The sequence below is a fragment of the Bacillus sp. A01H genome (assembly GCF_045277205.1).
Classification (GTDB): domain Bacteria; phylum Bacillota; class Bacilli; order Bacillales; family Bacillaceae_G; genus Bacillus_A; species Bacillus_A paranthracis.
The window spans coordinates 2,590,904-2,605,327 of the sequence record NZ_CP117702.1 but is presented as its reverse complement, the minus strand read 5'-3'; the positions used below and the strand labels follow the sequence as shown (position 1 = coordinate 2,605,327).

The 14,424-nt window shown below is 32.0% G+C and carries 14 protein-coding genes and 1 other annotated feature; of the genes, 2 read left to right on the top strand and 12 right to left on the bottom strand.

Features of this window, described 5'->3' with window-relative positions:
• The first annotated feature begins 40 nt into the window (after positions 1–40).
• Positions 41–613: a DJ-1/PfpI family protein gene (locus PSR14_RS13670; protein ID WP_000684439.1), complete on the top strand. Its 573-nt coding sequence runs from the start codon at positions 41–43 to the stop codon at positions 611–613.
• Positions 614–786: 173 nt separating this feature from the next.
• Here the strand turns inward: PSR14_RS13670 and PSR14_RS13665 are convergent, their stop codons facing one another.
• The 12 genes from PSR14_RS13665 to PSR14_RS13610 all read right to left on the bottom strand — a co-directional run bounded on the left by PSR14_RS13665 (position 787) and on the right by PSR14_RS13610 (position 13,343).
• Positions 787–1,593: a DegV family protein gene (locus PSR14_RS13665; protein WP_000831948.1), complete on the bottom strand. Its 807-nt coding sequence runs from the start codon at positions 1,591–1,593 to the stop codon at positions 787–789.
• Positions 1,594–1,792: 199 nt separating this feature from the next.
• The gene (locus tag PSR14_RS13660) at positions 1,793–2,299 is read right to left on the bottom strand and encodes a DUF3189 family protein (protein WP_000576331.1); all 507 of its coding nucleotides are present in this window, start codon (positions 2,297–2,299) and stop codon (positions 1,793–1,795) included.
• Positions 2,300–2,553: 254 nt separating this feature from the next.
• Positions 2,554–3,186: a VanZ family protein gene (locus tag PSR14_RS13655; protein WP_000281835.1), complete on the bottom strand. Its 633-nt coding sequence runs from the start codon at positions 3,184–3,186 to the stop codon at positions 2,554–2,556.
• 142 nt (positions 3,187–3,328) lie between these two features.
• A complete protein-coding gene (locus PSR14_RS13650; protein WP_000350625.1) occupies positions 3,329–3,922 on the bottom strand; it encodes a GNAT family N-acetyltransferase in 594 nt (197 codons plus the stop codon).
• 4 nt (positions 3,923–3,926) lie between these two features.
• Entirely contained in the window at positions 3,927–4,949 is a 1,023-nt protein-coding gene (locus PSR14_RS13645; RefSeq protein WP_000849933.1) for a serine hydrolase, read from the bottom strand.
• A gap of 111 nt (positions 4,950–5,060) precedes the next feature.
• On the bottom strand, positions 5,061–6,299 hold the full coding sequence (locus tag PSR14_RS13640; RefSeq protein WP_073541706.1) for an MFS transporter: 1,239 nt from the start codon (positions 6,297–6,299) through the stop codon (positions 5,061–5,063).
• 65 nt (positions 6,300–6,364) lie between these two features.
• Positions 6,365–6,623: a binding site (T-box leader), on the bottom strand.
• A gap of 55 nt (positions 6,624–6,678) precedes the next feature.
• A complete protein-coding gene (locus PSR14_RS13635) occupies positions 6,679–7,500 on the bottom strand; it encodes an SDR family oxidoreductase (RefSeq protein ID WP_000504475.1) in 822 nt (273 codons plus the stop codon).
• An 84-nt stretch (positions 7,501–7,584) separates the two neighbouring features.
• Positions 7,585–8,181 carry a TetR family transcriptional regulator C-terminal domain-containing protein gene (locus tag PSR14_RS13630; RefSeq protein ID WP_001042680.1) on the bottom strand — a complete coding sequence of 199 codons (597 nt, stop codon included), beginning with the start codon at positions 8,179–8,181 and terminating at the stop codon, positions 7,585–7,587.
• 179 nt (positions 8,182–8,360) lie between these two features.
• Positions 8,361–10,499: a penicillin-binding protein gene (locus PSR14_RS13625; RefSeq protein WP_000549357.1), complete on the bottom strand. Its 2,139-nt coding sequence runs from the start codon at positions 10,497–10,499 to the stop codon at positions 8,361–8,363.
• 313 nt (positions 10,500–10,812) lie between these two features.
• A complete protein-coding gene (locus PSR14_RS13620) occupies positions 10,813–11,412 on the bottom strand; it encodes an undecaprenyl-diphosphatase (RefSeq protein ID WP_001104979.1) in 600 nt (199 codons plus the stop codon).
• 261 nt (positions 11,413–11,673) lie between these two features.
• Entirely contained in the window at positions 11,674–12,663 is a 990-nt protein-coding gene (locus PSR14_RS13615; protein WP_073541705.1) for a zinc-binding dehydrogenase, read from the bottom strand.
• Between the two features lie 167 nt (positions 12,664–12,830).
• The gene (locus PSR14_RS13610) at positions 12,831–13,343 is read right to left on the bottom strand and encodes a GrpB family protein (protein WP_000437685.1); all 513 of its coding nucleotides are present in this window, start codon (positions 13,341–13,343) and stop codon (positions 12,831–12,833) included.
• Between the two features lie 128 nt (positions 13,344–13,471).
• Between PSR14_RS13610 and PSR14_RS13605 the strand changes: the two genes are divergently transcribed.
• The gene (locus tag PSR14_RS13605) at positions 13,472–14,353 is read left to right on the top strand and encodes a serine/threonine protein kinase (RefSeq protein ID WP_074532994.1); all 882 of its coding nucleotides are present in this window, start codon (positions 13,472–13,474) and stop codon (positions 14,351–14,353) included.
• Positions 14,354–14,424 lie beyond the last annotated feature (71 nt).

The window sequence follows — 14,424 nt, the reverse complement described above, 5'->3', positions numbered from 1 at the left end:
ATTATTAATAAAATGATATACATAAGTGGAGGGTTAGAAAATGAAAATTGCAATAGTCTGTTTCGATAACTTTACCGATATAGATGTTTTTCTACCATGGGATTTATTAAATCGTGTACGTTTAGTCGGTGGTATTTCCGATTGGGATGTCCAGCTTTTAGGGACGGAACAATCTCATATATCTATGTCTGGCTTGCGTATTCCCATGACAGGAAGCATATCTGATATCCCTTTTGCCGACGCTGTAATTTTTGCGAGTGGTAAAGGTGTAAAGGATTTATATAAAAATCAACAATATATTAATAGCATTCATGTAGATCCTCAAAGACAATTAATAGGATCTATGTGTTCTGGTTCACTACTATTAGGAGCTAAAAAATTACTAACTGGTAAAAAAGCTACTACATATCCCTCAGCAGTAGAACAGCTAAAAGAATTTGGTGTAGACGTTATTGAGAAAAGTTTCGTAAACGAAGGAAATATATCGACTGCTGCGGGTTGTTTTGCTGCTCAAGAACTATCGGCTTGGATTATAAGGACCCTACTTAATGAAGAAATGGTTGATATTGTACTAGAAACTGTTCAGCCAGTAGGAAAAGGTTTATATTTTTAATCTCAAATCAAGTCAAGAAATTGTGGTTGCTCTCCAAAAATGATAAAATAAGATTTTTGTTTCGAGTTAACACAAATTTCGTTCTAGAGTGCTATAAAACTTCAACTTGATGGTGGCGTGGTATGCACCATTTATAAATAAAAAAACCCGCGTATCATTCACGGGTTTTCTTCTTAATAACTAATTGCTATTGTACCTTCACCTGCATGTACCGCAAATGAAATTGGTAATGGATATAATTTGAAATCCATTTCAGGGAATGCTTGTCTAATATCTGAAATCCATTCTTCAGCTCCATCTTTATCGTTAGCATGGAACATGTGAAGTACTTTTGGTAATTCTTTTTCAAGTTCATTTTTAATGTATTCTCGACATTTTTGGATTTTACGTACTTTCTTTTCAAGTAAAAGCTCTCCACCTTTTACTTCTAATATTAAGTTGACACTTAATAAACTTCCAAGTAAAAATTGAACTCCCTTTACACGTCCACTTGCATAAAGGCCTTTTAAACTTTTCGGGAATACGTGGAAAGGTCTTCTTTTTTCATCTACTAATGTTTTGTGTATATCTTGTAAAGTCATACCATCATTGTATAACGATTTTGCTTTTCTAATTAGTTCGTCCATTGGATAACTTGTTGTTTCACTATCTAATACCGTTAATGGGAAACCTGCCATTTCTGCAGCTAACTTCATGTTTTGATAGGTTCCACTTACTTTTCCGCTAATAGCAACTGCAAATCCTTCTTCATATTCTTCTTTGCATTTCGAAAATAACTCTACCATTTCCCCTATGTTAGGTTGTGATGTAGTGACAGTTTTACCTTCGTTTAAAGCATTATAAACGCGCTCACGCACACCTTCTTCACAATCTTTGTACGACACACCATCAATAATAACTTCAATTGGGATAACAAAGTTATCTCCTTCTGTTGTAAAACTCGCAGTTGTACTATCAGTAATCCAAGCAACACGCTTCATGTTGTTCCTCCCTTAATTCAATTCCTCTTTTCTAATTTTTCTATATATTTATGTTATGAAAAGAGAATATCCCTGTAATAGTAACAGGACTTTATTGTTTTGGCTATAGTAGATAGATGATAAATGTGAATATTTCTTGTCTTTTTCACAAATTAAAAAGAAAATCAAGAAATTTGCTTGATTTTCCTTTTATCCTACATTATTTAAAAGTTTCATTATCTAAAATCACAACATAATCATTTGTTAATCGTCCGGCTTCTTTCGTATAACTAACAAGTCTTTGTACATTATCACAGCTAAGTTTTGCACCCCATACGAGTAATGGTACGCCGATAAAGTCGATGTGAAACCTTCTAGAAAACAGACCGCCAAAAGTCATTGGTAAAGGTACTGTTGGTGATGTATTAGAAAAAACAATCTTTTCATGACTTTGATAATGTTTTTGCAGAATCTCTCCTAAATGCTTCATCGCAGGTACAACGATTTTTGATGCGCCGCATCCAATCGTATAAACCGGGTTACCATTTTCATCTACTCCATGAAAAATAATTTTCCCCATATCTTCAGTTTTCAATTTATTAAAGTAATCCACATTTAATATTTCTTCTTTTGTTAGCTTACGATCCGTTGGTAATTTATTTAAATGATAAGCTGCTGCAAGTGCAGTTGAATGCGTTCCGCCGAAATCCGTGTAAATGAATATCATATGATCATCCCTTGTTATAAAAGTTCAATGTTATTTAGTATTACCGTTCACAGCATTGATAAACAAGGGATGAATGTATTTATACTTTTTTATTAATGTATTATTCATTTCCGATTATACTATTGTCTATTTATTATGTTACACCATGTAATAGCCATAAGCTTATTTATAAAAGTAAAAAGACGTACTTTTGACTCGTACGTCTTTTATCATCTTTATTCAAAATAAATGTATACTTTAACACGTATGAATTGTTAGTTATCAATAGTTTCTATTCTTTTAGAATCCGTCTCATTAAATACTTGAATTTTAAATTTAGCAGCTAGCATAATAGTGATTTTATAAATAAAGTATCCAAGAATACAACCTATAACGTTACATATTACATCATCAATATCAGTAACTCGTCCCACTCCACTAAATAAAGACTGAATTAATTGTAGCAATTCAATACTAGTTGATATAGAAAATCCTAATAAAATTGTATTTTTGAATTTTTTATATTTATCCCATAGGATTGGTGCTAAAAATCCTAAAGGCATTAATAATAAAATATTTCCGCCTACATTTCTTATAATTAGACCAATCATAAATAGGGCATCTCCATCATAAGCACTACCAATTTGATTGATGTCTTTAATAATTGATGCAAATGGTATTATATTGACCGAGCGATTCAGATTTTCAATATTAGAAGGAAAACCGATTGGTAAAGGGAATAAAGTTACTGCAACAACCATACAAATGTAGACCAAGAATAAAAAACTTATTATTTCTTTCCACCAAATCACATGTTTTTTATTTTTGATACCAATTAATATTCCACGTACAATTAAATAACAAATAACCCCTAAAATAATAAACAAGCTACCGTTGATCATATACAAATTGTTAACACATCCTTTCATATGAATTAATAATTAAAATTTATAACTATATAGTAATGTTTTTTAATTTAAAAATCCATATATCCATATGTAATCGTACAGAATTAGAAAACCCTTTATTTAGTAAATAAAGGGTTTCTCGTTAACTAAAATACTTTTCAAAACAAAAACAATCATGCACTCGTTTAAATTGTTTTCTTATGTCTTCTTTATTTTCACCTGTATAATGAGCAAATGTTTGAACTGGATATAACTGATCTATATTACTTTTCATTACACCTTTTATCTCGTCTGTATGATCGCTATATACGTGTAAATAGGAATCTACTTTTACAAATCCGTTCTTTTCATACCATCCATGTACCCATAGATTGTCCCTAGTCCATGCTTCTAGGCGATTTAGGTTACGTTCATTCGCTAACTTCTCCGCTTCCTTTAATAGCTGATTACCAATTTTCATTCTACGGAAATCCGGATGAACTGCAATATGCCAAATCATACCACCAAGACCAGTTCCTCTTGAACAAACTGTACGTTCTTCTAATTCATATTCGATATCTATTAAACCTACAATTTGATTTTCATATACAGCTACTAGTTCAATAGCCGGATGTTCATATCTTTCCTTTTCTCTAAATACATTATCGTAATAAGCTGTATCTAAAAAAGATAACACACGGCAACGTACCCAACCGGTTTCATCCTCTTTTCTATACGCTCTAATTTCTATATCCATATAATTAAAAACCTCCTTCTATTTCTATCATTAATTTTTCGGGTCCTGCTTCTTTATTTGATGGAATAACTAATGTAATTCCTAAGTCTGGATATACGGCCGAACGAAAACTGACGCCTGGGTCATATCCCATTACATGATATTTGAATATCTTGTTTTCTCTTGTTTCAATCCATATTCCATAGCCATAAGATTGATTATTATTTACTTGGATGTGAGGAGTTAAAAGTATTTTTGTATATTCTTGGCTTATAATTTCATAGTTAAATAACGCTTCCCAAAACTTCAGCATGTCTGACGCAGTAATAAAAGCTCCACCATCCGAACCACCTTTTATCGGAATAGAGTAAGCATTTGTTCTCCATGTCTGGCTAATTTCATCTTTTATATATCCGAGAGCTGTCTGCCTTGGTAATCTATCTAAAGAAAAATAGCCCGAATGATTCATACCAATTGGATTAAATATGTTTTTTTCTATATACTCCGTAAATTTAAGTCCTGTCTGTTCTTCGATTATTAATCCCAGTATGATAAAACCTGCATTGTTGTAGTGAAACTTACTTCCTGGTGCATACATCATATCTCTGTTTTGAAATAATGGTAAAAAGTCTTTTAAACTTTTTAATAAATACATAGGTGTTTGTTTCCAAAGATCTTCGAAGTTATCCATAATACTTTCATCAAAATAATCTGGAATACCCGAACTATGCGTCAAAAGGTGATGTATTGTAATATCTTCATTAAAGTTTGGAAAGTTAACACTTAAACACTCTTTTAACTTTGTTTGAAAAGTAATTACCCCATTTTCAACAAGTTGACAGACACCGATAGCTGTGAATATTTTACACCCAGAGGCAATTCCAAACCTAGTTTGTAGCGTATTGTTTATACACTCATTTCGATTTGCATAACCAAACGCTTCTTCATAAACTATGCCCTTTTTTTCTTTCACTAAAATTACCCCAGAGAAATCTATATGACGATATGTTTCTTTTACAATGTTATCTATTTGATCTTTTGTTTTCATTACAAAAATCACCCTCGTTTATCAATATTGTTCTCCTTTCTTATATTTCCATATATAGGAGGGATAACCCTCCTATTGAACATCGTAAGATTTAAATCAAAACTAAGAGAATTATTTCGAATGTATTGATTCAGAAGAATGCACTTTAGAATGTGATGGCAATAAAGTAAACACACACAAGATGATAGTAATAAATAACATTACTAAAGAACCTATAATAACCACAAGTTGTATAGAAATAAATTGAGTGGCAACTCCGAACAAAATCGTAATTAAAATGGTGATACCTGCAATAAATAATCCATATATGCTCCCAATCCGTCCCATTATATGGACAGGGACATTATTTTGATAAAAGGTATTAAACCCTGTATTTGCATATGCCATAGAGAAAGATAAAATAAAAAATCCGATAGCAGCTATTAAAAAATCATTTGAAAAAGCATAAATGATATAACCGATTGCGATGAATAATGATCCTATTCCAATTAAAAATGAAGGTGTTAATTTTTTTGATAAAATTGTATTTGTTATTGCTCCTAAAATAAATCCGGCTCCAGCAATACTAACTAAAAAACCATATTCACTATCTGTTAACAATAAAACTTCTTTCGCAAATGACAATTCAAGTGAATCATTTGCGGCAACTAACACCATCATCCCTTGAAATAAGAAGTACACGAAAACGATATACAAAGATTTTTTACTGAAATTTAAAACGATGGTCCAATCTTTTTTTAGTAAAGCTAAAGACAACCTGTCATTTGATGTATGAATATCAGGTTTTTTATCAAGATTAGGTAGCAGCAAGGTAATTACTCCTGATAAGAGAAATGCTATAGCATTCATATATATAGCAAACTCTGGTGTACTTGCTATTAACAATGCTCCCGCTATCGATGGACCAATTACAGAGGCACCAGACCCTATTAAACTACGCAATGAGTTGAAACGTTGTCTTTGTTCAACTGGTATTAATTTCGTCATATACGTCATCGCAGTTGGCTCATAAATTGCATTGGCCATACTAATAAAGAATACGAATACATAAACGATCCAAAGTGATGGAAGTAATGGTAAAATAGCGATACATACCGCGCGATATATATCGAGGTAAATCATTAATTTCCGTTTATTTAAACGATCAATCATACTTCCTGACCAAGCGTTTGTAAATAGAGCAGCCAATGGTTGAATTACATATAAAGTAGCAACAGCTAAGGCTGAGCCACCCATATGATAGACAAGTACATTCAGTGCTATTAAGTAAATCCATGCCCCTAAATTTGCAATACCAACTCCGGACAGTAGTAATAAAGGATATTTCCAATCTTTAAGTAAGTTTTTCATTTTTGGCCCCCGCTTTCCAAATTGTTTTAAACCAATAAAAAAATCCCACCCCCAAGACTTTTAATCTTAGGGACGAGATTTATCATCGCGGTGCCACCCTAGTTTGTTAATATGTCACCATATTAACCTTATCTGGTACTGCATTTTCATTCATGCTTATACCATAGCTCTATAACGGGAGCTCCCGTCACACCACCCTCTATTAATAGATTCCGATGCGCTGCTCAGAGGCTTGGTTCAATAAAGAATTTTTACTCCTTTTCAGCTAAATGGAGCTCTCTGTGAAAAATTCATCTTATTTACTCTTCTCTTCACTGCATTTGATTTTTTCCATATTATCACAATTTACTTTAACTGTAAATACAAAATAATCAGATATTTATAGTTGCCTCATTTTTGCTTTTCGACCAATTCGGCATATGAAACGCATTAGCTTTTTATGAAGATAAGGAAATAAGGTAAAGAATACGTCCATTGTTTTTTTAAACGGCATTGGACATATAACTAATTTATTTTTATGAATAGCTTTCAGTGCAATTTCAGCAAACTTGTCTGCTGAAATCGGCTTATTTGTTTTTAGTTGTTTTATAATTTGGCCCTTATTCATATTAATTGCAATTGATTTTTCAAATATGGGTGTATCTACAAAAGTTGGACAAAGTACACTTACATTTACACCGTATTCTTCTGCCTCATAATGTAATGACGTTGTTAAACCGACGATAGCATGTTTTGTTGTTGCGTACGCGGTACAAAGTGGAGCAGGTCCTAAACCTGTTGCAGACGCAGTATTAATGATATGACCAAATCCTTGTTTTTTCATGAATTGGTAAGCCAATTGTGTCCCGTAAATTACTCCTAATAAATTTATTTCAATAATATGTTTCCAATTATCTAAAGACATATCGAATACTTCTCCATACATAGCAATCCCAGCATTATTAAACATATAATCAATTCTACCAAACTCATTAACTATTTTTATAATAAGTTCCTCTACGGATTCAGCGTTAGTAACATCTAAATATTCGAACCTAGCTAGTTGATTATTATTTTTTATATTATTCACAAGCTCTTGACCACTTGTTTCATTAATATCTGCGATAATTACAAATATATCTTTATTTGCTAATTGAATAGCTAAAGCTTTACCGATACCAGAAGCTCCGCCAGTTATAATTGCGACTCTTTGTTCACCCATATAAAAAACCTCCTGTTGTTAATACATATAATGAAAACGGACGAGTGTAAAGATTTGAACAATCGTTCTAATTCGCTTGTAATGCTACGCATGTTTGTTTGAAATAGAAAGTAAAAAAATCGTAATGGCTTCATTAAATAAAACTTCTAATTTCTCTGTTTCAAATGAATGAATGAATTGACATAATCCACCTAGCCATGAACCTAATAAAAGACTTGAATCCTCAACATTTTCTATATAAAATTCACCACTTTGTATACCTTCATCCAAAATTTTTTGATATGTTTTTAAAGGGATAACAGCTAAACCATAGAGTTGTTGAATTGTAGAAGGGTTCGCGCTCGGATCAGAGGCAAGTTCTTGTCCTGCTCTTAATAATGGCGTTGTGTAATTATAAAGTACAAATTTAGCTATCCCATATAATTTCCCAGTAGCGTTTGTATACTGTTTTTCTGCTAATTCCCATTTATCGTGCCAATTTCTCATACTGTCTTTAGCTAAATAAACAAATAATTCTTCTTTATTTTTATAATGGTAATATATATGTCCTTTACTATAACCAGAGGCTTTTGCAATGTTATCAATTGAAGTTCTTGTATATCCTTTTAAGGAAAATAATTCTGTCGCCTTCTCTGCTATTATTTCTTTGGCTAAATCGCTATCGTATCGTCTTTTATTCAATGTAGACTCCTTCCGTCGTTTCATACAAAAATTTGAACAGTCGTTCTAATTTCAATATATGTAGGTTTTTCTGTTTTAGTAACTGTTAAGTTTAATATTTCCCCTAAAAATTACGGTGCGTGAAATTACTTGAATCATAAAAAAAGAGTCTATTATATAGACCCTTCATATTTCCTGAATTAATTTGTATTTGCCTCTGCTAACGGTTGTAACGGTGGTTCTAATTCTAGTTCTAATATATCGCCTTCTTGTATAGCTTGTCCTTTTTCAATACTTTGATTTGTTACATAACCCGTACCTGAAGTTTTTAAATCTAATTTTAATAGTTTAGAAAAATACATAACATCACGCATGGACCAACCTTGTAAATTGGGCATTGTTGCGTTGTTTCCTAATAAAAATATACGATCACCTTCGCTCATTACTTCACCAGACTGCGGATATTGTTTTTTAATTTTTCCTTCTCCTAAAATTATCGGTTGGAGTTTCTCTTTTTTTACATTATTCTCTACCGTATCTATTGATTGATTCACATAGTTTTGCACTTTTAATTGGGATTTTTTCGTTGCATCGGTCATTTGTTGTTCTGTATATGGTTTCACCTTTAAATATTCAAGGCTATTTTTCACAACTGGTTTAAATATTTCAGCGAGTGGCTGAGCTCCATATTCATCTCCCTTTAACTTTGGCTGCTTAATAGCTAAGTATACAATTAACTCTGGGTCATCAATTGGAGCCATACCTAAAAATGAAAAAATATAATTTTCTTTTCCTTCCATATATCGTCCATTTTCAGGATTCGGAATTTGCGCTGTTCCTGTCTTGCCTCCTATTGGGTAACCATCGACTTTATACATTGTACCTGTACCTTTTGAAGACGTAATAACACGCTCCATTAAGTCTCTTACCTTGTCCGCAGTCTCTTTTTTTATCGGATTGCCAACTTCTTTCGGTTGATTTTCCATAATAACTTGCTTGTTTGTTGGATTTACAACTTTGTCAACGATATATGGTTGCATCATTTTCCCGTCATTTGCTATAGCGGTTGCAGCTTGGATTAATTGAATTGGAGTTACTGTAGAACCTTGTCCGAAAGAAGTTGTTACTTGTTGAATTTGTGTATTTAATAATAAAGTATTTTTACTTTCACCAGGTAAATCTATTCCCGTTTTTTGGTTAAAACCAAATTTGTTCATATATTGCTTAAATTTATTTGGTTTTAATAACTGATCTTCTAAAATAGAAAAAGCTACGTTTGATGATCTTTCAAAACCTTCATCAAATGTAATAGATCCCCATCCAAATCCACCATTATGATCTTTTATATCAGATGAACCTACTGAATACTTGCCGGATTGAAAATATTCTTTCCCGTTATATACACCTTCATTAATTGCTGCAGCTAACGTAAATACTTTCATCGTTGAACCTGGTTCATATGCATTTGCGATTGGATCATTTAAAAAGTATTCAATATCCCCTTTATTAGGATTAAAACTAGGTTTACTAGACATAGCTAAAACTTTCCCCGTCTTTGGATCCGCTATAATACCTACTAACATAGAAGGATCATAGTGCTCTTGCGCCTTATTCATCGCTTCTTCTAAAAAACTATTAATTTGTTTATCAAGCGTAAGATATACGTTATTTCCATGTTTAGCAGGTTCTATTTTTCCTATATCATTTGTAAGCGGGATACCTCCTCGCGCTCCCACATATTCTATATTCCCATTTGTCGAGCGCAAATATTTATCTAAACTTTTTTCAAGCCCAAACTTCCCTTCTGTATTTCCTTTATCGTCTGGTCTAGCAAAACCAAGTATATAAGATGCAAAATCTTCATTTGGATACACTCTTGCTTTCTCAGGCATAAAAGAAACACCTGGGATTTTCAATTTTTTAATTTGTTCTTTCTTTTCCCTAGACAAATTCCGGCCAACTTTTCCGATTTCAACTTGCGTACGCCCTTCATGGAAATTCTTTAACACATCTTCTTTATTAATTTCAAGCGCATCAGCTAATTGCGCTGCGGTTTCATCTTTATTTTTCAATTTGCCATTACCTTTCAAATTCACAACAACACGATACGTTGTTGAATCTTGAACGAGCACTTTTCCAGTTTGATCATAAATCGTGCCACGATTCGCTTCCAAAACACCATTTTTATTATGTTGTTCAGTTGCAAGATCCTTTACATTCACATTATGCACGACCCCTACTGCTTGAATATAGAAAAAACGCAAAAGCATAATAAGAAACAAAACAATAAAAGCAATCATAAAATACCGCGCGCCTTTATTCGTTTGAAGTTTATGCATATTTCGCTCCTTTCTTTCACCATTAATTACTACAAAGATGTGCTACAAAATATGTAGTTTTTACTTTCAATACTATATGTTTCGAAGTTTTCGTATGAATTCCTTTAAAACAGTGTGAAACTAGTTATAGTTATTGTCAGTTATTTAAATACTTAAAATACAGTACGTGAAATTTAAGAATATTCATTCTTTTTTTACATAACACTCAAATTGTTATTGCAAGTAATCTATTCACTTGTATACAACAAAAAATCCTCCTCTGAATTTCCAAAGGGGGATTTTTTCCTAAACTATAAAAGGCTAGTTATGAAATTTAAGCTACATGGTTATATTTCTCTAAAAAACGAATTCGTTTCGCTACGAATGCATACATTTTGAAAACAAGTTTTGCTATTGGTTCAAAAATACGTTTTTTCTGCAATAATAAACAGCTTGTTAAAATCGTTATGACAGCCGCACCCATTACATCTAAAGGAAAATGAACACCTACATACAAACGTGATATACAAACTAATACTGCCCACAAAAGTGCGATATATCTTAACTTTTCTCCTCTAAGAATAAACATGAATGCAATCGATAATACAAGTACAGAATGATCACTAACAAAGGATGAGTTTTCTGCGTGGGGTACTAATTGATTCACATCATATGATACAAAAGGACGTGGATGATAGTATACTAAATGAATAAAAACATTTACTAGCAATGCAATTATTACTGAAAGTGTCGTATACAACACTGTATATTGTTTTCTTATCGCATTCTCTTTCTTTCCGTTATGAAACCATAAGATAAGCATGAATAGAATAGCCACATATGCAGCACTATTTGTAATAGCAATCATTACCTTATCTAAGAGTACAGATGTACCTGCTAAATTGTTTATCCATTGAAATACTGCGTAATTCACATTACTCTCTCCTTATAATTTCTTATTTCACTTGAAATTAAGATACAAGTTTACTTGATTTACACAGTATACAACATTTACACACATTTAGATTTTCACTTTATTCATGTTACTATTTTTCATTTGACAATTATGTAACTATTTACACGCATTAAAAATATATATGATGGAAAAACCTTTAAAATCATATAACCCACTAACTAAAAGTGTATATATTACATAACATATACATATAAAAACATAGGTTATTAAATCATATTTTTATTCCATACGTAGAGCGATATTACCAAACTGTTCTCCCTGCTCCATACGTCTTAACGCTTGAATCGCTTCTTCCAACGAATAAACTTTATCCATAATTGGTTTAATCTTATATTTCTCTATAAACTTAATCATTTCATTAAATTCTTCACTGCTACCCATAGATGTCCCCATAATATCGATTTGATTATAAAATAACGCTCGTAAAGGTAATTCAATTTTATCTCCGGAGCTTGCACCAAAATTAACAATTCTCCCATTCGGTTTTAATACATCAAAGTATTTTAAGAATGTTGCTGGACCTATACTATCAATTATTAAATCTACTTTTCTTTCGCATAAACTCTCTTCCCAATTTCCAGAACTATTAAAAGAAAAATCTGCGCCATATGCTTCGGCAAATTTTCTTTTGTTCTCTACCCTTGAAGTAACACTTACTTTTGCGCCAATTGCTTTTGCAAATAACATAGCAAATGTCGCTACACCGCCGCCTATCCCAGGAATTAAAACATGTTCCCCACGCTTTAATCTACCCTTTGTAAAAAGCGCTCTATATGCAGTTAGTGCCGATAAAGATAGAACGCCAGACTCTTCCCAAGTAAGATATGACGGTTTTCCTACTACATTTTCAGCGGGCACTATTACATATTCAGCAAACGTTCCATCTTTTGGTCCCCCTAACACCTCTGGTAACTCTGGTACTTCGGCAATATTATCCCATCCAATACTAGGATTAATAATGACCTCGGTTTGTAATAAATCAGCTGAAACACCTTCTCCTATTTCTGTAACAATACCTGCACCATCTGACCCTATTACTAACGGTAGATCCATTTCTTTTCTATTGTTTATAATAAATAAATCCCTATGATTTAATCCTGCTGCTTTTAACTTTACTTTTACTTCCCCGGCATTAGGATTTGTTTCAGATGAAAGTTTATATTCTAATCCCTCTACCCCTTTTTTATATTGATGTACAATAGCTTTCATTGCTTCATTCCCCCTTAATATTTTCAATGTACTAGAAATATCGAAATAAATAAACTAATCTGTCTCTAATAATTAGATGTATATCGTTATGACAAAAGAAAAAATCCCTCCCTATAAATAACGCAGGAAGGGATTTTTTAAATTTTTTCAGATAAAAATCTGTAATGTTAATTCTTTTGAGTTTTAGCTAATTCTAATATCTTTTGAATAAATGGTGCTTTTGCATTTGTATAAGAAACACGATCAAAAGGATATGTAGCTGCAAGTCTCTCTTTTAGTTCTCTATATTCTTTACGTGCCCATTCATGCTTTATTAGAAAGTCTCGAAATAAAAGATTGTTTTTCCATTCGTCACTATTATAAATATAAACATGTAAATGATGAGTACCTGCTCTCCATTTTCCCTTTCTAAAAAAACGCCAATTAGGTGTTTCTTTTGGAACATACTCATATCCGATTTTTAATAGATCATCAATCCACTTTTCGATAATTTGCAAATCTGTTACGCCAATCATCATATCAATTAAAGGTTTCGCTCCTAACCCTTGTACAGATGTGCTCCCTATATGTTCAATAGCAATACAATCTTCCCCGAATAAAGAAATAAATTTCTCTTTTTCTATTAAATACTCTTCGTGCCACTCTTTTTCATATGGTTTAATAACGATTTGTTGTTCCATTTTATCCACCTTTTTATAATTATTTATTATTATATTTATATAAATTTCATGTGATTCACATAGGATTTTTACAAAACGTGTCGAATACTGAAATATATAACTTAATTATAATAAATGCGAGGTATAATATGAAAGATATTCCAGTTGAAATTCAGTTAAATCAAGTTACATTCCAGTTAAAAGAACATCATAATTTTGATTGGCTATTGAAATTAGGAACCGTATTTGCAGTTTTTGACCAGCAAGATTCAGGTAATATAAGTTTTGGTGTTGAAAAAAATGGCCATAAAAAATTCATTAAATACGCAGGGGCACAAACAATTGCATACGAAGGAACAATAAACGACGCTATTGAACGTTTGAAAAATTCAGTTTTCCTATACGAGGAATTAAAACACAACTCGCTTATAAAACTAATTGAACACTTTCCAGTTCAATCTGGATATGTATTAATTTTCGATTGGTTTGATGGTGAATGTCTTCATTCGCACTGGAGTTTCCCGCCTCCTGAAAAATATAAAAATCCAAACTCTCCATTTTATAAATTTAAGCATTTACCTGTTAGAAAACGAGTTCAATCCTTAAATTCCATTTTTTCTTTCCATACATATGTCGAAAAGAAAAAATATGTAGCGATAGATTTTTATGATGGTAGTATTATGTATAATTTTAATACAAATGAAACGAAAATTTGTGATATTGATTTATATTCTAAAAAACCATACGTAAATAAAATGGGAAGATTATGGGGCTCCTCACGTTTTATGTCTCCTGAAGAATTTGAGCTAAACGCTATAATTGATTCGAGAACAAATGTATTTAATATGGGGGCAATGGCTTTCGCGATTTTAGGTGGTGGAATAGATCGCTCCTTTACAAAATGGGAAGCAAGTAGGGATTTATATGAAATAGCGTATCGCGCAGTAAATGAAAACCGAACCGAACGATATGCATCAGTTAAAGAATTTTATGAAGAGTGGGTAAACGTGTCGAATACTAAAAAGATATAAATCTATATTATTCAAACAAATATATAGTTTATACTATTATCATGATAATATATATGAAAAGGAAATTAAAA

Excerpts from the sequence above, each read along its gene's own strand:
- PSR14_RS13605 (WP_074532994.1), top strand. The coding sequence starts at position 13,472 with ATGAAAGATATTCCAGTTGAAATTCAGTTAAATCAAGTTACATTCCAG.
- PSR14_RS13640 (WP_073541706.1), bottom strand. The coding sequence starts at position 6,299 with ATGAAAAACTTACTTAAAGATTGGAAATATCCTTTATTACTACTGTCC.
- PSR14_RS13650 (WP_000350625.1), bottom strand. The coding sequence starts at position 3,922 with ATGGATATAGAAATTAGAGCGTATAGAAAAGAGGATGAAACCGGTTGG.
- PSR14_RS13670 (WP_000684439.1), top strand. The coding sequence starts at position 41 with ATGAAAATTGCAATAGTCTGTTTCGATAACTTTACCGATATAGATGTT.
- PSR14_RS13665 (WP_000831948.1), bottom strand. The coding sequence starts at position 1,593 with ATGAAGCGTGTTGCTTGGATTACTGATAGTACAACTGCGAGTTTTACA.
- PSR14_RS13660 (WP_000576331.1), bottom strand. The coding sequence starts at position 2,299 with ATGATATTCATTTACACGGATTTCGGCGGAACGCATTCAACTGCACTT.
- PSR14_RS13615 (WP_073541705.1), bottom strand. The coding sequence starts at position 12,663 with ATGAAAGCTATTGTACATCAATATAAAAAAGGGGTAGAGGGATTAGAA.
- PSR14_RS13625 (WP_000549357.1), bottom strand. The coding sequence starts at position 10,499 with ATGCATAAACTTCAAACGAATAAAGGCGCGCGGTATTTTATGATTGCT.
- PSR14_RS13635 (WP_000504475.1), bottom strand. The coding sequence starts at position 7,500 with ATGGGTGAACAAAGAGTCGCAATTATAACTGGCGGAGCTTCTGGTATC.
- PSR14_RS13610 (WP_000437685.1), bottom strand. The coding sequence starts at position 13,343 with ATGGAACAACAAATCGTTATTAAACCATATGAAAAAGAGTGGCACGAA.
- PSR14_RS13645 (WP_000849933.1), bottom strand. The coding sequence starts at position 4,949 with ATGAAAACAAAAGATCAAATAGATAACATTGTAAAAGAAACATATCGT.